Below are 25,611 nucleotides of genomic sequence, written 5' to 3'. Positions count from 1 at the left end.
ATTGTGGAATAACTTTATTGAAGAAAAGTGATTGGTAAAAAGAAATTGTGAGAGTTTTTACTTAATCTCACGTCTCGGAATAGTAAAAAAATAGAAAGAAGAAGAGAAGCCGATTTCATGTTTAGAGTGAAATCGGCTTCTCTAGATTAAAACTTTATTTAGCACTCATTAATTAGTACTCATATTCATATTCACGGAACATATCTGTATGATCAATGTTTTTTGTAGCAATTATATCAACATTTAGATTGCCGACTTCAGTTCCTTTAATATATTCTTTCAAAGAGAATGTATCCTCGTCTAATTCGTTATCTACATTAATAGGAATAAGGAATATAACACTTTCTTGAACTTCCATTGTATCAGTTGCTGCATGATAGAATTTATCATTTCTGTCATCATGGGCTGGATTATACAAGTAAACCTCTACATCCATCTCCACTTCAAGATCAACTGCAACAGTGATGTTACCTCCATATATATCAACTTCAATTAATTGGATATTATTCACCTGCCCGTACATAGATGGGGAAACATATCCACCCATATAATAATCATCATGTATATCATTGGTTTGAAAATCTGACAGATGTTGTTGAGCTTCAGAAATAATTTCTTCCGTGAATAATTTGGTAACTAACTCTTCCGCTAACCCTTCATTTAATTCTTCATAAAGTTTATCAAACAATTTTTCAGACAATTCAATTGAATGTAATTCATAAAATAAATCCTTTACCTTTTCATCATTATGTACAAGAAAATCATGGACAGTTTTGTATGCGATCAGATTATTATTACTGATTTTTGGGTGCAAATTATAAGGCTGCTCTACTGGGCTTTTTTTCGCTTCATCATCCCCAAATTCTCTAGTATTGTTAGAAATAAAATAGCAATCATCTAAATTGTTTTTTTTTATGTAGACTTGATAAGAACACCAAATAATAGCATCCCTTATTTCTTTTTTAGTTATCGTTATTTTTTGATCCTTATTATTTTTCATTTCCGTTTTCGTTATAAATGGAGCTTTTTCATACATATCAATCTCTACAATATATTTCAATACATCACCATCATACGGAATTATCTCCATTTGTTCTGCATCTTGTATTTCAACGAACCTTGAGGAGAAAACCTGTAATACCACGTCCAAGTCTACATCAATTTCAAATTTTTGCATTGCAATTTCTAAAAATGTATTAATTTTAGCAAATGACTCACTTATAATATTAATTTCTTTTTCTAAGAGGTTTTTATGTGCTCTAAAAATTTCCTCATATACTGTATCATTTATATATATTTTAACATCATCATGTTTTGCTAAACTTAGGAGTATTCGATTTTTCCCTTTTATAAGGAATGGATCTTTGTAAAATGCGTTTGAATCCAAAAAGATATTCATTTTATTGCTACCTCATTTCCATAACTATCTACCTACTATTATATCTTGTTGAAGATTGATTAAGGAGTTCATATTCAAGTTTGATCAAAAATCCTGATGTGATAATGTAGAATTTTTCCTTGTTCAGCAATCGGGCACTTTAATTAAATAAGCATTTATTTTATATAAGGCTTTTTATACAAGATTTTATGCATAGATATATAAAGCCTTGTTTTCAATTCAAAAAATATATTGCTGTAAACAACATTTAATTAATTGCCAAATACATCTAAGCAGTTTTAATTTATACTTTGAACCGTTAGTAGAGTAAGAGACCCTAACTATTTTCCTGTATATTTAATAGTTCGCCATTATGACATAAATTTCCCTCATCTACTTTTCTGCCCCCCTAGCTCATAAAGAAAAAACACAATTAGCAAAACTAAAATAACTGAACCCAGTTCAATACCGAGTCCAGTCCTCTTAAGCTACCTAATTAAAAAAGCCAAACTACTTTGATTCATTCATATTTACCTTGGTCTTTTGGATTAAACATTTACCTTACCGTTACTGACCTTTTAATAACCAATCAGTAGTTACCCCATATTCTTTACTTGCAGCAAGTATAGTGTCAATCGATGGCTTAGTAGTTCCCTTTTCAATATGGCTTAGTGAACTTTGCTTAATGCCAATACTATTAGCAAATTCAGCTTGGGAAAGGTTCTGTGTGATCCTAAGACTTTTTAATCTCTCACCCACCGTCATTATTTATTCCTCCTTAAAAAGTTTTTCGAAATGGGTTGAAATAATTATAGATATAACTATATTATAGATATATCTATAATCAGATAACCCATCTATTTATTTTAAATAAAAAATTGTCTTTCTGCACCATTGTATGATAATGGATGTTAATTTTTTGTTGGTAATGGATTATATTTTATTAATTGCTAATAATACCCAAAAAGGTGGTGTTAACAATTAATAACTTAAAGGATAGATCTTTTTTATATAATATAACCCCCGAAAAATTAGGCACACCATTTGTTGAAAGTTTGAATAGTTATATTGCGCGTATTGCGGAAATGCACTGTGTATCAGTAGGTGATTTGTTTTCGAAGATAATAATACCCATTTTGAATAAAAACTATCTTAACAACATTGCTAAAAAAGGAGGTGATGGTTTTTATAAATCAACCAGTAGCGTAAATGGGATTGGATTATTAGCAGAAGAATTTGTAGAGATTTTTTCATTCCTCACTTCAAGACAAGATATAAGAGAGACTACATTGCTTTCTTGGAGTTCCATATTTACAACCAGGGGACTGAGTAAGAAAAAAAGACATTGGTGCCCATGTTGCTATCGAGAACAATTAGAAAATAATCAAATAGTGTATGATCAATTGGTCTGGAGTATACAACCGTACAATTATTGTTTAATTCATAACATTGAACTTATGAATATTTGCCCAAAATGTAATTCTGAAATGTTTTTTTTAGAAAGAAAGTCAAGGCCCGGATATTGTTCAAAATGTTCTGATTGGCTCGGAATAGAAACAAATTATATTTACTCTGATTGCAGTAAGAAAGAGTTTATTATAGGAAATATGCTAATCAATACGCCAGAATATATTAAAAAGACTGGGGAAAATGGAATACCTAAAGCATTAACTTACTATGTCGAACAATATTTTGAGGGATCAATAAGTCTTGCAGCAGAAGAGATTGGTATACCCAAGACTACTCTTTGGGGATGGATTAAAGGTAAGAGTTTACCTCCCTTAGGATCATTAATAGAAATTTGTATTTATCTAAATTTAAGCATATGTGAATTCCTTGATATGACAGAATTACCGTTGTTCGATAGGGGATTTTTGAAGTGTAGGGGAGAAGTTAAATCAGTTCCATTAACTAGAAAAAAGGATCATTCAGTTATAAAACAAAAAATACATATGATAATAAAGCAAAATGTTCCTATGTCTTTAACTAAATTGGCAATTATAGTTGGTTGTGATAGAAGGCTTTTATCTAAACAATACCCTGTAGAGTGTGAAATTATAAAGCAAAATTACTTGAAATTTGTTAGAGAAAAAAAGAAACAAAGGTACACTCTGATAAAAAATAAAGTAGAAGTAGCTATTACCTGCCTTATTAAAGACGATATGTATCCGAGTAGAAGGCAGGTAGAGTCCTTATTAGAACATAAGTACTTAATAAAAGAAAAAGAAGTTGCAATTATTTGGAAAGAACTAACTGGTATTGAATATCCAAGAAATATTTGATTTTTATACAATAAGATTGTGGAAGTAATTTCATAAGGTTAAAAACATTAATCTTCAAGCAAAGGTGAAATTGAAAGAAAAGAATTTTATCAGTTTTATACAAGCGCTTTAGTGAAAAAGCTATACAAAAAATTGAAGTTATTCACATTTAGAACCAAATCGAAAGGTTGGGAGTAGGCGAAAAATGTATTTGGTGTCTACCCTTCAAAGAAAATGAGATTAATCAGCTTAGTGAAGCTTTCTATTCCCTAGTAAATCAAGGTGTTTATCCAAGCAGCAGAAGAAATTTTAGGGAACGGATTACTTAAAGAGAAAACATTACAGGAATATTGGATTGAATTAAAAAAGGGGTTATATGTATGATGAATAACATTAAATCATCAAAACCATTTGAAAATGCAATTATTATTCACACTTGCCTTGATATCCAAATTTACAGTATAAACAAGAAACTTCCATTGGGGAGGCCTTGGTTAACAATATTAGTCGATGACTTCTCAAAAAGAGTATTAGCTTTTTATTTCTCTATCGATCCACCGAATAATGTAACTAACTCAATGGTTATTAGGGAGTGTGTTAATAAGCATTCCACACTACCTACTTCTATAATATTAAGTGGAGGAAAAGAGTTTAAAAGTGTCCAATTCCACAGTACCTGGATTGAATTAGGATGCACACTTATTAAGTATCCAATGATTGTTAAAAGTATTTTTAACACAGAAAATTTATTTCGAATTATAAATAATTTCTTAAAATCTCACAAACAAGAACAGTCTTTATGGTTAGCCGACAATTTAAAAAAATCGCTGTCTCTGTTGTTATATGAAGTTTATGACACAATGCATCAACCTGAATTAGGAACTAGTCCAAGGGATCTATTTCATAAACTAGATGATTTTCGAAAAAGAAACATAAATTATGATGAGGAATTCCAACTCCTTCCTCTTCCGATAGTTAAACGAAGGGTTATTCCTGGAAGGGGAATAAAAATAAATAATTTATTTTATTGGGCTAATGATTTTATCCAACCAATATTTAAAATGGAAACGGTTTTCGTTAAATTTGATCCTCTAAATATTGATATTGCATTTGTTTGCATAAATGATAGTTGGAAGAAGCTTAAGCTTTTAGGTTATGAAACAGAAAAAACTAATAGCATAAAAATGAGGAGTATCAACATACATGATTAAAGATTTTGATTTGTTTTGCTATAAAAAAGGGATTACTGATGACACGAAAAATTATATCAATAGCAGTATCAGAAATTCAGAACCATCTCGAAGAGTTCGAAGCGGAAAGGGAAATGTTAGGGGATTTTACTCAAGTAAAAAGATGGGGCTAACCATACAATTCGAGAGTCACACACTTGAACTATGTGGAATCTATTTAATGGAGTTTGATAAAAACGTTTATGAATTTTATGATCAACCTGAAAGTTTTACTATTAATTATATGAAGAATGGTAAAAATAGGGGTCATAGATACACAGCTGATTTTTTTGTTATTTCAGAGGACTTTATAGGTTGGGAAGAGTGGAAAACGGAAAAAGAGCTATCCAGGATGATTGAAGAATCACCAGAACGATATTGCCTAGATGAAAATGGACAGTGGAGATGTCCACCTGCTGAGGAATTTGCGAAGAAAAAGGGTCTATCTTTTAGAGTTCGATCTTCAAAAGAAATTAACTGGAACCTACAAAATAATATCCGCTTTTTAGAAGATTATCTTTTAGAAGAAAATCCTACGGTTTCTTTAACAAGTCGAAACATTATTCATAATTTTGTTCAATCAACACCAAATACAACCTTAGCTGATTTGTTATCAATAAATGATGCTACATTTAATGTGGATGATATTTATAAACTAATGATACTGGGGGAAATTTATGTAGATCTCGAGCGTTTTCTTGTCATAAATTTCGACAAATTTCCTGTGTATTCTAATAAAGAAATTGCCAATGCTATATTTAACGCTGAAGAATCAAAAAGCAACAAAGGAAACGGAAATATCGACAACTTGGTGAATGTGGAAGTTGGTAAGAAGATTCTTTGGAGTGGAAATCTATGGACAGTGATTAATGTGGGAGATACAGAAATCTCTCTTCTAGATGAAACAGAAAAAATTATTCCATTACCATTAAACGCTTTCGAAGAGTTAATTAAGATGGGTAGTATTAAATCCTTGGATAATGAAAGTTCAACAAGATATGAAGAGTCAGATTTAATGGATATTATTAGATCAGCAAGTCCAGAAACTCTGGCGGAAGCTAATGAGAAGTACTATAAGTATAAACTTCACAGGGAGGGCGAGTTTGTAGATGTTCCACTAAGGACTTTAAGAAGTTGGAAACAAAAATTCATTAAAGCCGAAAAAAAATACGGAAAAGGCTTTTATGGCTTTATTCCGGAAAATCATAAAAAAGGGAATAAAACAGAGCGATTAAGTGGCGATGTGATTCAATTAATGGATAGGTATGTAACGGAAGTATATGAGAATAAAAAACAACGAAATAAATCTTCAGTTTACATTTCATTTAGAAATGAGTGTATTGAAAAAGGGTTTGACCCTCCAAGCAACAAAACTTTCTTTAAGAGAATCGAAAACCGCCCTAGTTACGAGCAAGATAAAAATCGTAGAGGACCTAAAGCAGCTTATGATAAAGAGCCTTTTTATTGGGAATTGTCCCTTTCGACACCTAGACATGGAACCAGACCATTTGAAATTGCACATATAGATCATACTGAACTTGACATTCAACTTATATGTTCAAAGACTAAGAAAAAATTGGGGAAACCATGGTTAACTTTATTAATAGATGCTTATTCAAGAAGAGTGTTAGCATTTTATTTAACCTTCGATCCCCCTTCATATAGGACCTGTATGAATACGATAAGGGAATGCGTTAAGAAGTACTCTCGACTTCCAAAGACTCTTGTAGTAGATGGAGGAAAGGATTTCCAAAGTGTTTATTTTGATACTTTGCTAGCAAGCAACGATTGTCATAAAAAAACAAGACCCGGTGCTAAACCTAAGTTTGGATCTGTTTGTGAGAGATTGTTTGGCACAACTAATACTATGTTTATTAACACTTTAGCTGGTAACACACAATTATCCAAATTAGTTCGTCAAATGACAAAAGATTTTGACCCACGTAACTTAGCTATCTGGACTCTAGAGGTATTATATGAATATTTGTATCAATGGTTTTATGAGATTTATGATCAACAACCTCACACCACTCTTAACCAAAGTCCACGTGATGCTTACCAACAAAATATAAGAAAAACTGGTGAAAGAAAACAAACATATATTAGATATGATACAAACTTTGAGATGCTTACCCTGCCAACAACTACAAAAGGGACTGCTAAAGTTCAACCTGGACCGGGAGTTAAGATTAATAACTGCTATTATAATTCGTATGAGTTGAAAAATCCATCAGTTGAGGGAAAACAAATTCCTGTACGGTATGACCCATTCGATTATAGTAAGGCATATGCTTATGTTGGGAATTACTGGGTAACACTTCATTCGCAATATGAATTAGAGTTCGAAGGAAAGTCAGAGAAAGAAATAAAACTTGCTACTGCAGAAATAAGGAAGAGAAAGTCACAAACAAAGAAAGAAAAAATTAATGGAGTTTCAGCTTCAGAATTAGCAAAGTTCTTGGTTAACGCCGAATCGCATGAACTATTGGAAACTCAAAGGCTGAAAGATGAAGCCCTTAGGAGGTCATTAAGAGTTATTGATGGAGGTAAAAACAAATATTCGAAAACTAATATCTATAAGGATTATGAAGATGAAAAACATACTTCTAATCATAAGAAAGTTACTACACAGAATAAAACTGAACTTAATAAAACGGAAGAAAGCCCACGATTTGTAATGTATGAGGAGTTTTTCTAATGGATAAGAATTTTCCAAAAGAAATATTATTCCAATCGATCGAAGAAAGAATCAATTATTTTAAAAATAAAAGTGTTGCTCATCCAACTTTAGTTAATGCTTATACAGACTTAATGGATAAAATTGAAGTTGCGGATAATGGTAAAGTCTTATTGGTCTATGGTCCGAGTGGAGTAGGTAAATCAACATTATTTAAAAAAGTAAAAAACGAATTTCTAGGAAGATACCATGAGGAAATGATAAAAGATAAAGGATTGATTCCAGTTTTAGCCGTGGAAGCATTCGCCAATGAAGATGGTAAGTTTGATTGGATTAATTTTTATACTGAGGCATTAGAAGAACTTAAAGACATTTTAATTGATGAAAAGAGATTGCCTTTAAATGAGCTTGGATTAGAAGTATCAAATAATCCAAACGAAAAAACAAAGAGAAAGTTACGCAAGTCCTTGGAGAATGCGATTAAATGTCGAAAAGTAAAAGTTATTTTAATTGACGAAGCTCAACATATGACTAAAGTAGGGAGTTCAAAAGGATTAAGAAATCATATGGATGCAATAAAATCATTAGCATCCAAATTTGGGGTCCCAATAATTTTGTTTGGAACTTATGAGCTACTAAGTTTTAGAAATATAAATGGTCAATTAGGAAGAAGAACTAAAGATATTCATTTTCCAAGGTATAATTCGGAAAACAAAGATGAAATAGATGCTTTCAAAAATGTTCTTTGGTTTTTTCAAAAGGCGTTTCCTTTGCACCAAGAACCTAATCTTATAGATGAATGGAAGTATTTTTATAAACACACTATTGGATGTATCGGTACTCTTAGGGATTGGTTGTACGATACCTTTCATTATAAGATGAAATTTAATGAGGACACGAAGACTTTAATGGTCAACGATTTTAAAAAATTTGAACCAACAATTGATCAAGCATACATAATGGCATTAGAAATTACAACAGGAGAAAATAACCTAACGGTAAAAAGGGACGAAAAGGAAGGGAAGCTCGAAGCTTGGTTGAATTTGGATCAAGAAGATGAGGAAGAAAAACCGAAAAAGAATACTAATAAGAGACCAGGAGAGAGAAAACCAAAAAGGGACAAGACTGGGACTGATTTTTAAATAAATAATTAGTCCCAAGATTGTAAAGTGGGGGTTAAATATGTTTCCGGTTAATTATAATGACTTTGATTTGGACGATATTAATATACCTCCAAGAAGTAAATTGTATAACATAGAGCCCATTGGCTTGGGAACTCCCAATGTAGAGAGTTTAACCAGTTATATTTCTAGGTTAGCAGAATGTCATAATTTGAATATAGCAACATTAGTATGCAAAACTTTTACTCCTTATATCAATACTCAAAGTAGGAAAAGGGATTTTATTAAAGGCTCAATAGGACCGAAAACTAAGTATATTAATGGTAACAGTCCAATTAGTCTGGAATATGTCTCTGCATTAGAAGCTTTGACGACTAGAAACGATTTAATATATCTAACAATGAATTCATGGTCTGGTCTATTTTCCAATAGTGTCATAGGAGAATCGAGGAAATGGTGTCCAAATTGTTTAGAGGAAGCAAAAAACAAAGAAAATGAAATTTATGAACCTCTAATTTGGTATATTAAAGACATTAAATTGTGTGATAAACATCAAGTAAACTTAGAAGATAGCTGTCCGAAATGTGGGAGAAATTTGGGTTTCTTGCATAACAACTTTTTTGCTGGTTATTGCCAGTATTGTTTAAGTTGGCTAGGGTACGAAAGTCAAAATGTCACTATTAATAATCGGAAGTATCAGGAATTCTTATTGAATTCCTTTAAACCATTAATTGCAAATGCCATACATTTAAACAATATTCCTACAAATTTACGAATAGGATTAATATTAAAAAAAGCTATAAAAGATAACAATTTCAAAAGTATCAGTGAATTTGCTAATTTCTTTGGCCTTGAAAAAGTTATAATGAGAAAGTGGATTAATAACAAAGGAAAGCCCTCGATTGATTCTTTGTACAAGATCTTCAATAAGACAAACCAATCAATCTATGAAATGTTTGGTACTAGTTTAATTGAACAGTTGGATGTAAATATAGAAAAGCCCATTATTATGAAACGTAGAAGACTAACTCGAGATGAAATAGAAAACGAATTAATGAAAGAAATAAAGAAGAATTATTATAAAAGTCTTCATAAACTCTGCGATGAAAAAGGGTTTAATATTCAAACAGCAAAGAGGAATTTTCCAGATTTGTGTGAGGAAATTAATAATGCCAAACTAAAACAAAAAAGAGAATCAAACGAACGTGAAAGAGAAAAGATTAAGGGTTTTCTTTTGGCTGCTTTAGAAATGGAACATCCTCAAAGTTTGCAACAGTTTTCAATAGAATTCGGAATTCCAGTATTAAAAATAAAAAAGTATTTTCCAGAATTATCAAGGAAACTGATAGAGCGATATGGAAGTTATGTAACTAAGATGCAAAAGTTAAAATCTGAAAATATTAAAAGTGAAATAAGAGAGATTGTTTCTGACTTGCATAACGTTGGTGTTTATCCAAGTGATAAAGCTATTAGGAAAAAGTTATCTCATCCATATTGTTTAGTAGTCCCTGAATATAGAGAGGTTTGGAAAGAACAGTTAGTTTCATTAGGCTATAATAAATTTAAGGATGTTCTTACAAAATAAAATATTCCAAGCCTTCTTGTAAAAAATTGGATCTTAGATTTTCAATACTAGCCCAGAATCATATCAATACTTGGTATATCAATGATTGGCGAGAATATGATTCAAGGTTTGGCATTATAGTTCAAATTTTTTTGTGACGTAAAGCATAAAATTTCCATTTGGAAATCTTATGCTTTATTTTATTTTATTTTTTTAGGAAATTTTTTCTTGATTATACATAAATAGAGTAAAACCTAATTCGTTACACTACCTAAGTAATTCCTTTTTTTTAATTATATTAACCGAATTGTCAATTTATACAAGGAAATTGTGTATAATTATGTTGAAATATGTAGTTTTCCTCTATTTACTTTACATAATTAGGCGCACATCCTATAAATAATAGAGTAACAGGAGTAGGTAGGAAAGGATTTCGGATTTTTTGAAGGCATTAAAATGAGGTTTGGCTTACTTTGGTCTATGTTAACTGCCTACTCTTTACTCTATTGCTAAGAGGCGTAAGGGTAGGTGCTTTTCAAAAGAATATGTAAATAATAGGACTTTTTTATTGTGGGAATGTTCTAGTGGCCATGCCTGAATGGCCAGTGCAAATAACATTAAAAGCGGAAAGTGGCGTCCTCGCGGTAAAATAAAAATGACAAGACAACAAGTAAAATCAGAACAGTAAGGTTTGTTTTAGTAGAGGAATCTATTGGGGGAAATTTTTATGGGCGTTAAATTTATACCAGAAAACATAGAAAGTGAAATTAGGGACTTACTGACTTTTTGTAATAATTACAAGATTGAGTATGATTTTGAACATGGATATGTATTTGATGAGGATTATGATTACGCGGATGAAGATGAAGACGAGGATATAATTATTAATGATGAAATTGAATTTAATTTGTATCTACCACGTTCGGATTATGAAGAATGTAATTTTACATTAGGAGAAGTCCTTGAAATGGCAAGAGAAGCTAAAAATTGCATAAAGGTAGATGAATATGGATTCATCGGTAAAAAATTAGCTTTAGTACGAATTGATAGCTTTCGTAGAGAAGTTTTGACAAGAATAACTGATGAAAATCCTCATGTTACATCTCTTACAGAAATAATTGATGACCAAGAATATGAGATAAATATTGTTGAAGGGATAACAAGTTATGGTCTAGCTTTAGCGATAGAGAAGAAATATAACAAATATACCCCACCAGTTGATTATAATGATATGTTTATTGAAATCCGTGCCGAAAGTGATTTGAACCATGATATAATCAATAGCCTTGTACAAGCCTATATGTTTGAGATTAGGTCTACATTAAAGGTGGAAATTCATATATCTCCACGCCCATATTATGATCCTTGGGAGGACGATGAAAACGAAATTGATATCTCATCAACTCCACTAAAATTAAGGCCTTTGTTAAGAGGTAAGGGGATAAGTGAATTAATAGATTTATATAATTCTACTCTACCCACCCAAAATGCTGAGATATTATTACTAACTTATGTAAAAGTAATAGAGTATGTTTCGCAAAGTGTTATCCAGAAAGACCTTATTGCATCAACACTAACAAAATTGTCTAGTCGAAGAGCACTATCACCAGATGCTACATATATTCTAGAATTGAATAAAATATTCGATAACCACAGAAACAATAAAAAAGACCATCAGGCAATTAAACTGACAATTGAAACTTGTTGTGATATTCATGAGATTGTTCCCTCTGCTCCCCAATTTTTAAAAGTAACAAATCGACTTACACTGGATAGTAAAGAAGATGTCAAACAAAAGGCAATAGAAGAAGTGGCTTCTGCAATTAGTCAGACCAGAAATATGTTTGCCCATGCAAAAACTAATTATGATTTTAAGGGAATGGAGTGTCCAGCTGAGCAACTACATGAATTTGCTGAATGTGTAGATATTCTGGCACAACAAATAATTAGATGGTTTGCTAGAGAACATGAGGATAATAGAGTGGTTTAATTTAAGGTAATCTTTGAGTAGTAAATTCTTAGAGGGAGGTTTAGGTGAAAAAATGGGGCATTATGCTACATTGACTGTAAATGGCTTTCAGCTTTATTCATCTAAAAGCTATGTGTATCCCGAACTCATGACTTTGTTTAGGGAATCAGATAAACAAATACAAAACTGGATTGACGAAGATAATGAAGAATTTATTTCCTATAGATATGTTAATTCAGTAAAAAATATCAAGTTACGTTTAGATATTATGGGATTTAACTTAAACAATTCTCATAATGATTTTATGACGAATAATGACTATGAATATAATGTACCGGTATATGAAGATGAACAAATAGACGACCAAGTGCTTTCTGGATATACATTTGATAGCTGGCTAAAAGCAATGAAAAGTATTATTTTTAATAAGCTCAGTATTTATGAATTAAAAGACAAATTTTGTAATTTCAAAAAGAACAATAGCCCTATAGAAACCTATATTTTGAACGAGCATTTTGATGGTGAATCATTTTTTGGTTTTGAATCATCAGATATAAGATTTATAATTAGAAGTCTATTGGAATTATTCAGCGACGAGGATAAATTTATTTTAGATTATACTGACCTTATAGACGGTGGATATTGTGATGAAACTGATGAGCTTAGTAAGGAATCAATAGATTTATTATCTAAATCTTCCTTAGCTAATCAGAAGACCATTATTATAACAGAAGGATCTTCGGACATAGCAATAATCAAAAGAACGATGAAGGTATTGTATCCGGATGTTTTAGATTATTATTCCTTTATGGATTTTAGTACCCCAAAAGCATCTGGTAGTGCAGCATCACTTGTAAATTACCTAAAAGGATTTATCGGCTCAGGTATTAATAACAAAGTTATTGGTCTTTTTGATAACGATACTGCTGCTATTGATGCAGTAAAAAATCTAAAAAATATTAAGATACCGTCAAATATAAAAATCTTGCACTACCCAGAGTTAGATATAGCAAACCACTATCCTACATTAGGACCTACAGGAACTATAAAAACAAATGTCAATGGTTTAGCAGGTAGTATCGAATTATATTTGGGGACAGATATTTTAATGAATAATCAAAATGATTTTACTCCTATCCAGTGGAAAGGGTACAATTCTTCATTGAATCAGTATCAAGGAGAAATTGTCGATAAGGAAAATTTACTAAAGAAATATTATGATTTACTAGATGATATAGAAATAGGTAAATTACCTAATTTAGAAATACATGATTGGTCAGGAATGGAGAAAATCTTTGATATGATATTTAAGGCATTTGATTAAGTTTACAGAGTATGAATATATAATAGCTCATCGCTTTTTATAGTGATGGGCTTATTTTTACTCCTTCTTTAAATACATCTACACCGCATAGTAATCAAAAACTGCATTTTGATGGTGAGGAAAAAATAAAAAACGGTAATTTCACACAAGATTTAGGGCTCTAGACTTGGAGAGAATAGATTCTCCTCAAATATATTATCTGTAGTCTACTTGACCTTAAAAATTCTGTCCAATTAAGTGTAGCCTATCCAAATTGCTAATATCACGTACTGATTTATTTTCTACTTTTGCGGTCATCCCTAGGGCATGATAAAGAATTCTAAAAACTAGTAATTCTGTAATACCCGTTAGGTTTGCTGTACTTCCACTTAATGTTTCAACAATACTGTAAAAGTCTTTTTTGATTTGAAAAATTTCTTTACATGAGATTGAATGTAAATTTGTTCGAATATATGTATCCATTTCTATAAAAGCATTAGAAAACTTCATGTGCTATCCCCTTTTTCATGATTTTCTTTTATAACCAATTCTATTAATTATTTTTTAATCTCACAATTCGAAAATTTCTATTAGTGTCATTTTTCTTACATTTTTCAACAAAATCTGATAAGTTAGTAAAATAATGTATAATTACTAATTGGAACAATCTTCTAAATATAAAGCGGGATTACTAAATGGTATTAATAAATTAATGGGGTGTAGCAATTGATAGAAAAAATTCTAATTAAAAATTTCAAATCAATCCAAGAACTGTTTATGCCACTTAAAGAATCTATGAACATTATTGTCGGAAACAATGAACAGGGTAAATCAACTATACTTGAAGCTATTAATCTGGCAATGAGTGGCAATCTGAATGGTAAAAGTATTTACAATGAATTAAACCCATATATTTTTAATCATGCAGCAGTAGCTGATTATATTTCAAAAATAATTAATCGTCAGAACGCTGAACCACCAAAGATATTAATTGAAGTCTATTTAAAGGAAACAGAACAAACCATTAATTTAAAAGGAACTAATAATTCACGAAGAGAAGATTATTGTGGTATTAGCCTTTCCATTGAGTTTGATGAAGAATATGCAGAGGAATACAAACAATACATAAAGGATTGGGAACAAATTAAAACCGTCCCGGTCGAGTATTACAAAGTAAATTGGTTTTCATTCGCATATAATCAGATCACATCAAGAAGTGTTCCGGTTAAATGTTTATTAATTGATACAACGAAAAGCAGTGCAATGTATGGTGCTACAAGATATGTATCAAATGTAATTGGCGATACGCTAGAACTAAAAGACCGAGTTGCTCTAACATTAAACTATAGGAGTTTAAAAGAAAGGTTCTCGGAAATACCATCAATTTTGGATTTAAATGAAAACCTTTCACTTAAAACAGGAGAAATATCGGACAAAGAACTAAAGGTTTCATTAGATATTTCACAGAAGAATGGCTGGGAATCAAATTTAACAGCATATTTGGATGATATTCCTTTTGACTTAATTGGTAAAGGGGAACAAAATGCTGTTAAGTTGAAACTTGCACTAGAAACACGGGCAAAAGAAGCTCAAATTATACTAATCGAAGAACCGGAAAACCACTTGTCCTTTACAAACATGAGCAAATTAATAAGTGAAATAAATAAAAAGTGTGAGGGAAAACAAATACTGGTTACGACCCACAGCACTTATGTTCTAAATAAGCTAGGATTGGATAATGTGATTTTATTAAATGAACAAAAACATATGAATTTAAAAGAGTTGAATGAAGATACATACGAATATTTTAAAAAACTTCCAGGTTATGATACGTTAAGACTTTTATTGTCAAAAAGAGCTATTTTAGTCGAGGGTCCATCAGATGAATTAATTGTTCAAAAAGCCTATTTACTTAAGCATAAATGTTTGCCGATTGAACATGGAGTTGATGTCATAACCGTGAGAGGACTTTCGTTTAAAAGATTTCTTGAAATTGCTGATATGCTAGGAAAAAATGTGGTGGTAGTTACAGACAATGATGGAGATATTGAGCAAAACATTAATAAGAAATATATAACATATTTAGATGACCACCCAACTATTAAGATTTGTTATGGTAAGAACACTGATTATCCAACATTAGAACCCCAAATATGTCTATATAATGACCTGGATTTATTAAATAGAATCTTTGGAACAAAGAAAAAAAGTAAATCCGAAATGATGAAATACATGGAAAAAAATAAGAGCGACTGTGCAATGATGATTTTTGATACAAACGAAGACCTTAAAATACCGGAGTATATACAAGATGCAATTAAATAATAAAATAATTATTGCTGCAGCTGGGTCTGGAAAAACAACCGAATTAGTAAAAACAGCTATTCTGAATGGGAAAGAACGTATTTTAATTACAACTTTTACAATCGATAATTCGGAGGAAATTAGAAAGAAATTCTTTCAGGAATTAGGCTATATTCCCACCAATGTAAAGATTCAAACCTGGTTTTCATTCTTATTGCATGAGTGTGTCAGACCCTATCAAAATGTATTATATGACAAAAAAAGAATCGAAAATATTGAATTTGTTTCTGGTCAATCTTCCCAATGGATTGTAAAAAGCGATATTGAAAGATACTATTTTAAATCAGGAAACCGTATCTACACTGATAAGATTTGTGACTTTATTTGTCGTGTTAATAAGGAATCAAAAGGTGCTGTTATTAGTAGATTAGAAGGATTATACGATATTATAATGATAGACGAAATTCAAGATCTTGCAGGTCCAGATTTGGATTTACTGTATTTATTGCTTACCACCAATTTAAAAACAATAATGGTTGGAGATAATCGTCAAGCAACATATTTCACTAATAACGCAAGAAAAAATAAAAGATTTAAAGGTGAACACATTTTTGAGTTATTCAAAAATTGGGAGTCAGAAGGATTATGCCTAATAGAATATAGGCAAGAATGTCGAAGAAGCAATCAACTTATTTGTGACATGGCTGATTCACTCTATCCGGATATGCCGAAAACAATTTCTTTGAATGATAACGTTACTGGACATGATGGTTTGTTTTTTATCCGTACTAAAGATGTTCAAAGTTATGTAGAGATGTATTCACCAAAAATCCTTCGTTATAATAAAGTGACAAAAACACTAGATAATCTTCATGCCTTAAATTTTGGAAAATCAAAAGGGTTAACATTTGACCGGGTACTCATATTATGCAACGGACCTATCAATAAATATTTAAAAACGGGCAATGTGGAAGCTGTAAGTAAAACTAAGGCTGGATTTTATGTTGCATTAACAAGAGCAAGGTACAGTGTCACATTTGTTACTGATGAAAAAAAAGTTTTAAATCCGTTCCTACAGGAATATATTTTTTAATATCTTTGCTTAATAAGGGATGTAATTGGCAAATGAAAAATGCAGAAAATATTTGAAGTCAGAAAAGCCAAAATATGCTAGTTTCTTATAAAAACTTGCATATTTTAGGCTTTTTAATTTTATTTTTTATAGTGTTAAAACACCCGTTAGCGTTAGGGCGATGTTCTCTATAAACATCGCCCCCAAACTTGAAATATTGTTAGAAGTTCAATAGTTAAGTTAAAAACCATTAAATCATAAAAATTATTTATATATATACTTTTATCCTTGTACCACTCACCAGATATATGTTTTTTGGGTATATTTTGCTCAAACGAATTACTATACCCTAATTTTTCTAAAGACTCCAACCATAATCTCCTATTCGAGCTATTACACTTAGTACACATCAAGGACAATAAATGATATAGATAGTTGAAATACGACTAGCATCTTGCATTACTATCCCATATTCATCATAGATTTCATTATTAATAAATTATTCTATCAAAACAATCACTCAGATAAATGTGGGCATTCAGAAAAATAATTGTTTATAATTGGTAGTAAGGGTGTTAAAGTTTGGAATATATTTAGGTCTATATATCCATAGCTCGTTATTTACCTGTGAAAACATTCTCATATTAGGCATTAGAGAAGATGTGGAAGGTGGAGAAGGCAAAGATGAAAACAACCATCGAACAATATATAGCAAATTTTAAAAAACTACGATTTGAAGTAATGGAGCTCGAATTATATTTGAAAAATGAGGGGTTAAGAACACCCCTGTTTTATAAAGAAATGGCTAATATCATTCTGGAACTTGTGGATGAAGGAAAAGTAAAACCAATAAAATCATCCCAATCCTATTCAATGGATAGCCGTATTCTAAATCGATATGAAAAAATAAAACAAAGGGCAAAAAATGACTATCTGAAAGACGAAATGTTGACCAATTATCATACCATTATATCAATGACTTATTATTTAAATAGGCCGGATCAATATAAAAAGGAAAAGAGTCAATTATTGGCTATTAGCCAATTCCTGACGAATAAAAGGAAAAGTGAACCGGTATTGTCTGTAAATGAACGGTCCTACCAATTGTTTGGAGATGAAAAGTTGTTATTCAGCAAAAAAGGAAAAAAGATTCTAGCTAATATCGGCATCACATACCAGCACTTATGCTGCTATTTTACGTATGAACCCTTTTTTTACTACAGCGTAACACAGGCTGAAAACAACGCCATTTTAATCGTGGAAAACAAGGACACCTTTTTTAGCTTGAAAAAGTTATTACAAGAAGGGAATTATTCGTGGAATGGAATTCGATTTTCTATGTTGGTGTACGGAGAAGGGAATAAGATTACCCGCTCCATAGACTATATGGATGAATTGCAAGTTCCGGTGGAAACACCGATCTATTATTTCGGGGATTTTGACCCAACAGGCATCAGTATTTTCTGCCGAGTGCAGTCATCGTGTGATAGGGAAATTAATTTAATGACCTCATTTTACAGGGAAATGTGGAAACGGAGAAAAGACGGCAAGGTCCAGAAGGAGCAGGAATGGAACGAGGAGGCCATCACCCGTTTTTTGAGCAACTTTGATAAAGAGGAACAACAGTTCTATCTACGGTACCTGAAAGAGGATCAATATATACCGCAAGAGTCATTAAGTATAGAGGTGTTAAGGGGGCTTTCGGATGGAATTGAAAAAACTGTTTGAAGGGATGAATGAACGCTACCAGAACTTAGTACTTTTCTTGCCGGTCTATGAGTTAAACCAAGGCAAAAATCCAAAGTTTAAAGATTTAGACCTAATGGAAATAGGGTTTGGTGTCTTACTGTTTATGTTAGAGAAGATGCTAACCGAACGTGGAAATGTAACGAACGAACAGTTGAATCAGTTTTTAAGTCAATTAATGAACGAGATGTATCAGGAAGCCTATACTCATGAGGAAATTAATGAACTGAGAAACTATATTGTGGATGAAAAGCTGCGGAATAACGGCCAAGACTTTATCTACGACTATATGGACTATCAGAAAAAAGAAATCCAATATGTTCGGTTTAAATTAATTGAATATGACAACTGGACCTATGCCGACCACACCAATAAAGAAGTAAAACTTTGCCTATCCGATAAAGGAATTGAATTACTGTTTAAAACGAAAGAGTACTTTTCTGAGATGCAAATCTCTATTACTTTATTATATTTTAAACAACAGTTGGAAAAGGGTGCTTACTCACAAGTTTTAAGCATTGCGAAAGAGTTGTTGTTCCAAATTGACACCCAAATCCGGGCGATGGATGAGTACGGGGAAAGGATTAAGCGAAACGTGCTATCTGCCTTTAACCAAAAGGAAATGAAGGCACGACTTCAGCGATCCTATGAACAAACAAAAAACGAAAGAGAACAAATCGCCGACCTGCAGGAAAACGTCGATCGGGTCAAAATGAACTATATCAACGGTGTATTGGATAAAAAGGGAACCAAAAACTATGATATTGTTCTAGAAATAGACAGGCTATTGCAGCAGGCTGCACCGAGACACGAAAGGTTGTTCGCAAAAAAATTCAGGCTGCTTACTACGTTGACTAACTCCATTCAAAGATTAATAGAAAATGCCTTTTCGAGACATTTTCATTTTGAACAGGAGGTTTTGGAAAACTGGGTTGAGAAAAAAATCACGGAAGAAAAAATCCGGAAAATTTTAAAACCTATAATGCCCATCAAAGTGCCAAAGGCATATAATCCTCTCCTCTCTTTTGCTCCACAATCGATTCGGAGGAAGACTGAAGATCTGGAGGAAGAAATCATTGAACTAGATGAAGAAGAGGCGCAAAAACAAAACCAACTCGTTGAATTGAGGGAAAAACAAGAATTTGTACTGGATAAAGAACTTCTTAAATTCATACTTCTTCCCTTGGTCGATAAGGAGTTTTATTTTGTATCTGATGGTTTAGTAAGTCTAAGGAAAACCAATTTTATGGCGTATGTCGACTTGGAGGAAAAACATCAACAACGTTTTTTGGAGCTCAGCATTGCCTTGCATCAAAGCGATTACAAAAAATTCGAACTCATAAGCGAAGAGGAATTGATATGGGATACCCGGGAAACCCGGTTATTGTGTGAAATGACAAGAGGACATCGAGGGTTGCTCAAAATACAGGAATTTGAGATGTATGAAACCAACAAAACCTATACCTTTTTGGACGGCACCATCATCACAGATTATGTCATACGACGGAAGGATGAAATGGAATGATTTATGAAGAAGATGTGCTGATCAAAGCCTATCAACTGCACCAACAGTTAATGACCAAAGGGGAAATACAGAAAAAGAAGGATGCCGATCTGTTCCGTCTGTATTCAGACCCGGATATTCGCGAAGTCCTGCAACGTGTGTTTTTGCCGATTGACCAGGCGATCATTGTGAAAGTGGAGGAAACGCTCTATTTTGTTCCGGAAGTGCACAATAATGCTTTCAGTTATACCAACGAGGAACTCAGAGAAAAAGGGAAGTTTCGTGACAATAAAGAACTGTACTTGGCACAGTTTATCTGGATACTTGTCATTTCGGAGTTTTACGGCGACCAATTTTTGCTGACAGGGGAGACCCGTTCCTTTGTGAAAGTGGACGATATTTTAAACAAAGCCAAAGAATGGATGGGCAAATTCAGCCAAATTCCGGAAGAGGAACAGCTGGAATTAGCTTATCGATATGAATTGAATATCCCTTATTTACTGAATGAATGGCACAACCTTTCGGAAGTAACTAATAAAGTCAAAGAATTGAGGAAAGCACGGACGATGGATTATGGTTTTCTATTAAAAGCGCTCGGCTTTCTGGAGAAAGAAAAAATGCTTGTGGTGAAGGAAGAACAAGAAATTGTAATGATGGAAAAAATGAAACACATTATCGACCACTATTATCATCAAGAGAGCCGGATCAATGAGATTAAAAGTCTGTTGAATGAAGTGAATGAGAGGGTGCCTGATTATGCCGAGAGTCAATAAAGTGCGATTGTCCAATATCCGATTAGATGACAAGAATAAGATTATCACCGATAAGACCTTTCACATATACGGGGGGAGCAGTCTCTTTTTATTAGAAAATGGCGGAGGAAAATCAAGCATCATCCAGTTTATCCACCAGTTGATTTTACCTAATCATCAGATGGGTGAAAGAAGTATGAAAGAAATGGTTCCGGTTGGCCAAACCATTCACATTGCGGCAGAATGGGTACACGAAGATGAACAGCGCTTTCCCTTTGTGACCGGCTTTTGCTTCGAAAATACTGGGAAGAAAACTGCCGATTCAAAGGATGAATACCAATATTTCAATTACATCATTGAATATGACTTTGAAGGGTCATACCGGATAGAAGACTTGCCTTTTATCATTGACCGTAAAGTGGCCAATTACAACGTGCTAAGAGAAAAACTGAAAAAGTCGAAAGGGGTCAATCTGCCTCCCACCAACACCCGTTATCAAGAGGAATTGGAATCCTATAACATCCTTTCTACCGAATGGAAAAATATCTCATTGGTCAACAGTTCGGAGGGCGGGGTAACGGACTTCTTTGGTAAGGCCAATACGACCCAACGGCTATTGGAAAAGCTCATAATACCGTCCGTACTGGAGAGCTTGTATCCGGATGAAAAGGAAAGGTATTCCTTCAAAGAATCTTTCCGCGAATATAAGGATAGTTTAATGGAACTTCCTAAAATGAAAAAAAATCTGCAGGATTATGGAGTGATTAATAATAACGCCGGCGGTATTATACAGGTTTGCAAAGATTACAATGCACTCAAACAATCCCTGATTGAGTCCCAAACGCTATTATCCAGACTGTATTTCACGCTTTTGGAAAGTTCCAAAGCCAATGCCTTGGAATTAGAGGGTATTGCCTCCGAATTAATAAGGCTGGCAGATACGAAAAAGGAGCTGGATTGGAAAATTCGTTCGTATGATGTGTTCCTTCTTGAAAAGAAATATAAGGAAGCTAAAGAAAAAGCGGCACTGGATGAGGAAACGTTCACTAAAACTGTGGTGAATCTGGAAAGTGAAAAGCGTAGGGAAAAAGAACAGCTGGCGGCAAGAGCCTACCAGGATTATCAGACGAACCAAACCAAGCTTGCCAAAAAGACAAGTGAATTGGAGGCAGCGCGGCTCGAGGGAGGAGAACGGCAAAAGGAATTAGGAAACATTCGAAACACCTTATCCCGCCAATTCTATTATTTGTATCAGCAAAATCAAAAGGCGGAACGGGACTTGAAAGAGGAACAAAATCGCATTAAAAGGGAATGGGAAAAAGTTCAAGATATCTTGACCGAGACTAATCAGGAAATGGAAAAGCTGGGGAAACGCCAGGCAGTTCTTCAACATCAGGTGGAAACCTATGATAAAGACCTTATAGGGTTGAAACAGGGATTGATTGAGGATTGGAAAGAGGACGAACATGCCACACACCACCATTTAAAGGAAAAGCTAAGCGCTGTTGTTAAGGAAGAGGAGTTATATAAGGCACAAGCGGAACAGTGCAGGAATCGGATTAATGACCTTGACCAGCTATTGGAACAATGCAACACGAAAGAAAAACTGACGCGAAGAGACTTGGATGAAGCGGAAGCTGCTTATGACAAATTTTCTGAAAGAGAAAGACTCTTAATTGATAGCACCTATAAGTATGTCACGGTACGAGTAGGCAATAGCTTGTTTGAGGACAGGGCTCTGATTGCAATCAGGTTAGAACGCTTGAAGAGTCAGTACGATGATGAAGCGACTCAGTTATCCATTCAAATGGATGAGATAGGACAAATCCGTGCCATTATTGAAAACAAAGGATACCATATTCACCAAGAGTTAGAGAGGGTCAAAGATTACCTGGTTCAGAGAGACAACGAGGTACTACTCGGAGTGGAGTGGATTACAAAATCAACAATGGATGATACCTCGAAAAAAGAACTCTTGAAGAAGAACCCGTTGCTTCCATTTTCTATCCTGGTTGAGGACGTGCAGCTAACGAAAGTGAAAACCACTCTTGGCCATTATAAAGAAGAGTTGACCATCCCAGTCATTTTAATAAACAAGTCACAGATGGAAATAGAACCGGAAAAGGACTCTACCTTCCAGCTAAGTGAATCCGCCCACATCTTCCACCATTTCAATACGCGCTTAAAGGCCGAAGACTGGGAATCCTATTTGGTTGAGTTGGAACAAAAGTGGGGCGATCTTGACCTCAAACGGAAAGAAATAAAGGGGAAATTACAGGAACTGCAATTGTTTGAACATACCCTTAAAGACTTTTGGAAGGAATATACCCCTCATTCCCGCAAGGACCTTTTAGGTCGGGTAACAGAGTTGCGAGATGCCCTCCGAAAAATAGGGGAAGAAAAAACGGAGCACAACAAAGAAAATGAAGCTCAATCTACTTCTTATTCAGAAGCTGAATCCCAAAGAAACGAAAAAGAGCAACTCCGAATAAAGTTGGCTGGGGATACAATAAGGCTATCGGATTTTATCAAAAGGTATCAATCCATTCCCACTGCTCGGAAAGAATTGGAACAGCTAACAAAACAACTCGAGGAATTAGGGCGAATTAAAAATGCTCTTAACCAAACTTCCCAAGAATGGGAATCAGCAGGGGGAGCGGTTCAAGAGAAAATTACCCAGCTTCAAAAAAGTTTCATGCTTCTAAAGAGGGACCTGGAGGATTATGAAATAGCGGAGGCCGAGGAAACAACGCCTGCGACAGAAGTGGAGTATAAGGATACACTTGAAAGGTATAAAGCGTTTCGAGAACAATATAGTTCAGAAAGTAGACAACTGGAAATTCTGGAATCGACCCAAAACCATTACAGCGAATTGGTCAAACGGGCAAAGGAAGACATTCATAAAAACGGATTTACAGTGGAATCAATGGAGAGATTGATTCTCGAATATGACCCATACTTGTTGGAGCAGATTGAATATAACATCTCTGGATTGGAAGAACAGCTTGAAAAGGATAGGGATCGCAAGGAAGGTTCAGGAAAAGAACTAGCCAGTGCAAAAACTGAGTATCATACACGTGTGGAGCTATTAGGGGAGAAGGGCATTTACCCATACGGGACGGAAGCCAAAGCGGAAAAAGAATTGTATGAAAGCGAGTTGACTATGGCCAAATCAAACGAAGGTCGGTCTATGGAACGGCAGGCGGCATTACTGAAGCAACAATTCGGTAACCAGGCTGCAATTGAGGATTTGGAGACGACGAAGGATATGCTGATTGCTTCTGCCTCCCAAAATTTATTGGAGGAAGGACATTGGAATCGGCAGAAACCGATTCAGTATGTCAGAACCATTCGGTATGATATGGGTGTTCACAAGTCAGGAATGGAGCTTAAGAGAACGGAATTACTGAAAAAAATCGACGAACTCAAAGAAGATGTCCGTGAAACCAACAATACCCAGTTGTTACAGTTAACCTTTGATTTGTCCAAAATACTCGACAGTTCCATTGAAGATTATCAAGAAATCATCCGCACCTTTGAAAATCTAATGAACTATGTTCAAGAGTTAGAAGCAGGCATTGAACTGCAAAAAGCTGAATTGGATCAGCGGAGCGAAGAGTTGGTGGAACAGATGTATGACCGGGCCGTAACGGTTTATAAAAACATTATGGAAATTGCAAAGAGTTCTCAAATTGAGGAGAAAGGAGAAATTACTTCTCTGTTCCAAATCAGTTGGCATAAAAAATCCATTGAGGACGCGAAGATGGAAATAGACCGGTTTATCCAACGGTTACTCGAGGACCTCGTAGCAATGAATGAGCGGAATGCCCCTGTAAAAGAAATGGATGAACTGTTTGAAAAGCGGGTCAATATGGTGGATATTCTCAACTGCTATGCAGAAACATCCCGTTGTATCATCAAAACGCTGAAGCATCGGAATGAGTTGCTCAATAAAAATGATTATTATACCTGGGACGAGGTATGCAAGTGGAGCGGTGGGGAAAAACACGCCACCCAGATTTCCTTGTTTATCGCTTTGATTAACCACTTGCGGAGAAAACGATATGCAAAGGAAAATGCTTGGAAATTTATCATCTTGGATAATCCATTTGGTAAGGCCAGTGCTGACTTTGTGGTAAAACCGATGGTATCCCTTGCGAACAAAACCAACACTCAATTATTCTGTTTTACCGGCATTAAAGAGAAAGCCATCCAAAGGGAATTTGAGACGGTCATAAGCAACCAATATGTCGAGCAAAGAGGTCGACTGCTGCTACGTACAGAAGAGAAACATAAGGATCCTTCAATGGCCGAACTTGATACCATTTTTTTTGTGAAACAATATTAGGATATTAAGATAGAAAGCTGTATCGGGATCACCTGTTCGGAGAACCAAAGGTGCCTGAATTTTAAATCAGCATTATAAGGAAAAATGGATTCATAATAAGATTCAGAGAAGAGTCTTCTAACTTTCTCTTTATCGAACTTTCTATATGCTTTTCGAATTTCCAAATAGTATAAGAGATCCAGATAAGCTACATGCTAGTTATGTTCTTCCATAAGGGCGGGTTTCAATAGGTTTCCCCATTTTTTTTATAAGATTTAAATTGATAGTCGTCTATTAATAGCATTATTTAAATGCCAAATATAAATAATAAAGTGAAATCTCATTTAGGAAACAATCTAATGAGATTTCACTTTTTTTATCAAATTTTTATTCTGAGTGTCTAT

17 protein-coding genes are annotated in these 25,611 nt (G+C 33.7%); 13 read left to right on the top strand and 4 right to left on the bottom strand.

Annotation, left to right across the window (positions count from 1 at the left end):
* Positions 1–172 precede the first annotated feature (172 nt).
* Together AN957_RS23540 and AN957_RS23535 are read right to left on the bottom strand one after the other, a co-directional pair.
* Positions 173–1,399, bottom strand: a complete 1,227-nt coding sequence (locus AN957_RS23540) for a PIN domain-containing protein (RefSeq protein ID WP_056686384.1) — start codon at positions 1,397–1,399, stop codon at positions 173–175.
* 546 nt (positions 1,400–1,945) lie between these two features.
* Positions 1,946–2,143, bottom strand: a complete 198-nt coding sequence (locus AN957_RS23535) for a helix-turn-helix domain-containing protein (RefSeq protein WP_056686382.1) — start codon at positions 2,141–2,143, stop codon at positions 1,946–1,948.
* Between the two features lie 206 nt (positions 2,144–2,349).
* Between AN957_RS23535 and AN957_RS23530 the strand changes: the two genes are divergently transcribed.
* From AN957_RS23530 to AN957_RS23500, 7 genes are all read left to right on the top strand, one after another.
* Positions 2,350–3,660: a helix-turn-helix domain-containing protein gene (locus AN957_RS23530; RefSeq protein ID WP_172797674.1), complete on the top strand. Its 1,311-nt coding sequence runs from the start codon at positions 2,350–2,352 to the stop codon at positions 3,658–3,660.
* Positions 3,661–4,019: 359 nt separating this feature from the next.
* On the top strand, positions 4,020–4,850 hold the full coding sequence (locus tag AN957_RS23525) for a Mu transposase C-terminal domain-containing protein (RefSeq protein ID WP_056686378.1): 831 nt from the start codon (positions 4,020–4,022) through the stop codon (positions 4,848–4,850).
* Complete coding sequence (locus AN957_RS23520; protein ID WP_075209235.1) at positions 4,843–7,566, top strand: TnsA endonuclease N-terminal domain-containing protein; 2,724 nt, start codon at positions 4,843–4,845, stop codon at positions 7,564–7,566. The genes AN957_RS23525 and AN957_RS23520 overlap by 8 nt, the downstream gene beginning before the upstream one ends.
* Complete coding sequence (locus AN957_RS23515; RefSeq protein ID WP_056686377.1) at positions 7,566–8,687, top strand: AAA family ATPase; 1,122 nt, start codon at positions 7,566–7,568, stop codon at positions 8,685–8,687. Before AN957_RS23520 ends, AN957_RS23515 begins: the two co-directional genes overlap by 1 nt.
* Positions 8,688–8,727: 40 nt before the next feature.
* Entirely contained in the window at positions 8,728–10,251 is a 1,524-nt protein-coding gene (locus AN957_RS23510) for a TniQ family protein (RefSeq protein WP_056686376.1), read from the top strand.
* Between the two features lie 706 nt (positions 10,252–10,957).
* Complete coding sequence (locus AN957_RS23505; RefSeq protein WP_056686373.1) at positions 10,958–12,220, top strand: hypothetical protein; 1,263 nt, start codon at positions 10,958–10,960, stop codon at positions 12,218–12,220.
* 52 nt (positions 12,221–12,272) lie between these two features.
* Positions 12,273–13,523, top strand: coding sequence for a HEPN/Toprim-associated domain-containing protein (locus tag AN957_RS23500; protein WP_056686370.1), 1,251 nt, complete (start codon positions 12,273–12,275; stop codon positions 13,521–13,523).
* A gap of 216 nt (positions 13,524–13,739) precedes the next feature.
* Here AN957_RS23500 and AN957_RS23495 read toward each other — a convergent pair whose 3' ends face one another.
* The gene (locus AN957_RS23495) at positions 13,740–14,012 is read right to left on the bottom strand and encodes a hypothetical protein (protein ID WP_056686367.1); all 273 of its coding nucleotides are present in this window, start codon (positions 14,010–14,012) and stop codon (positions 13,740–13,742) included.
* A 216-nt stretch (positions 14,013–14,228) separates the two neighbouring features.
* Between AN957_RS23495 and AN957_RS23490 the strand changes: the two genes are divergently transcribed.
* On the top strand, positions 14,229–15,827 hold the full coding sequence (locus tag AN957_RS23490; protein ID WP_056686364.1) for an ATP-dependent nuclease: 1,599 nt from the start codon (positions 14,229–14,231) through the stop codon (positions 15,825–15,827).
* Positions 15,814–16,899, top strand: coding sequence for a UvrD-helicase domain-containing protein (locus AN957_RS23485; RefSeq protein ID WP_056686363.1), 1,086 nt, complete (start codon positions 15,814–15,816; stop codon positions 16,897–16,899). Before AN957_RS23490 ends, AN957_RS23485 begins: the two co-directional genes overlap by 14 nt.
* Positions 16,900–17,066: 167 nt before the next feature.
* On the opposite strand, the gene AN957_RS29250 is transcribed toward AN957_RS23485, so the two are convergent.
* Positions 17,067–17,288 (bottom strand): DUF6980 family protein, encoded by a 222-nt coding sequence (locus AN957_RS29250; protein WP_425388948.1) that lies wholly within the window; start codon positions 17,286–17,288, stop codon positions 17,067–17,069.
* Between the two features lie 274 nt (positions 17,289–17,562).
* On the opposite strand from AN957_RS29250, the gene AN957_RS23475 reads away from it, so the two are divergent.
* The 4 genes from AN957_RS23475 to AN957_RS23460 are packed head-to-tail and all read left to right on the top strand — an operon-like array spanning position 17,563 to position 25,228.
* On the top strand, positions 17,563–18,606 hold the full coding sequence (locus AN957_RS23475; RefSeq protein ID WP_056686358.1) for a Wadjet anti-phage system protein JetD domain-containing protein: 1,044 nt from the start codon (positions 17,563–17,565) through the stop codon (positions 18,604–18,606).
* Positions 18,584–20,149, top strand: a complete 1,566-nt coding sequence (locus AN957_RS23470) for a hypothetical protein (RefSeq protein WP_056686356.1) — start codon at positions 18,584–18,586, stop codon at positions 20,147–20,149. Before AN957_RS23475 ends, AN957_RS23470 begins: the two co-directional genes overlap by 23 nt.
* Positions 20,146–20,901, top strand: a complete 756-nt coding sequence (locus tag AN957_RS23465; RefSeq protein ID WP_056686354.1) for a DUF6063 family protein — start codon at positions 20,146–20,148, stop codon at positions 20,899–20,901. Before AN957_RS23470 ends, AN957_RS23465 begins: the two co-directional genes overlap by 4 nt.
* On the top strand, positions 20,885–25,228 hold the full coding sequence (locus tag AN957_RS23460) for a coiled-coil domain-containing protein (protein WP_056686350.1): 4,344 nt from the start codon (positions 20,885–20,887) through the stop codon (positions 25,226–25,228). Before AN957_RS23465 ends, AN957_RS23460 begins: the two co-directional genes overlap by 17 nt.
* The last annotated feature ends 383 nt before the right edge of the window (positions 25,229–25,611 follow it).

The sequence above is a fragment of the Cytobacillus solani genome (assembly GCF_001420595.1).
Lineage (GTDB): Bacteria > Bacillota > Bacilli > Bacillales > Cytobacillaceae > Cytobacillus > Cytobacillus solani.
Note: the sequence above shows the minus strand (reverse complement) of the source record. Positions and strands in the feature narration are given on the sequence as shown.

Coding starts and splice junctions, on each gene's coding strand:
- AN957_RS23540 (WP_056686384.1), bottom strand. CDS start 1,399: ATGAATATCTTTTTGGATTCAAACGCATTTTACAAAGATCCATTCCTT.
- AN957_RS23535 (WP_056686382.1), bottom strand. CDS start 2,143: ATGACGGTGGGTGAGAGATTAAAAAGTCTTAGGATCACACAGAACCTT.
- AN957_RS23525 (WP_056686378.1), top strand. CDS start 4,020: ATGATGAATAACATTAAATCATCAAAACCATTTGAAAATGCAATTATT.
- AN957_RS23520 (WP_075209235.1), top strand. CDS start 4,843: ATGATTAAAGATTTTGATTTGTTTTGCTATAAAAAAGGGATTACTGAT.
- AN957_RS23515 (WP_056686377.1), top strand. CDS start 7,566: ATGGATAAGAATTTTCCAAAAGAAATATTATTCCAATCGATCGAAGAA.
- AN957_RS23510 (WP_056686376.1), top strand. CDS start 8,728: ATGTTTCCGGTTAATTATAATGACTTTGATTTGGACGATATTAATATA.
- AN957_RS23505 (WP_056686373.1), top strand. CDS start 10,958: ATGGGCGTTAAATTTATACCAGAAAACATAGAAAGTGAAATTAGGGAC.
- AN957_RS23500 (WP_056686370.1), top strand. CDS start 12,273: ATGGGGCATTATGCTACATTGACTGTAAATGGCTTTCAGCTTTATTCA.
- AN957_RS23495 (WP_056686367.1), bottom strand. CDS start 14,012: ATGAAGTTTTCTAATGCTTTTATAGAAATGGATACATATATTCGAACA.
- AN957_RS23485 (WP_056686363.1), top strand. CDS start 15,814: ATGCAATTAAATAATAAAATAATTATTGCTGCAGCTGGGTCTGGAAAA.
- AN957_RS29250 (WP_425388948.1), bottom strand. CDS start 17,288: ATGTGTACTAAGTGTAATAGCTCGAATAGGAGATTATGGTTGGAGTCT.
- AN957_RS23475 (WP_056686358.1), top strand. CDS start 17,563: ATGAAAACAACCATCGAACAATATATAGCAAATTTTAAAAAACTACGA.
- AN957_RS23470 (WP_056686356.1), top strand. CDS start 18,584: ATGGAATTGAAAAAACTGTTTGAAGGGATGAATGAACGCTACCAGAAC.
- AN957_RS23465 (WP_056686354.1), top strand. CDS start 20,146: ATGATTTATGAAGAAGATGTGCTGATCAAAGCCTATCAACTGCACCAA.
- AN957_RS23460 (WP_056686350.1), top strand. CDS start 20,885: ATGCCGAGAGTCAATAAAGTGCGATTGTCCAATATCCGATTAGATGAC.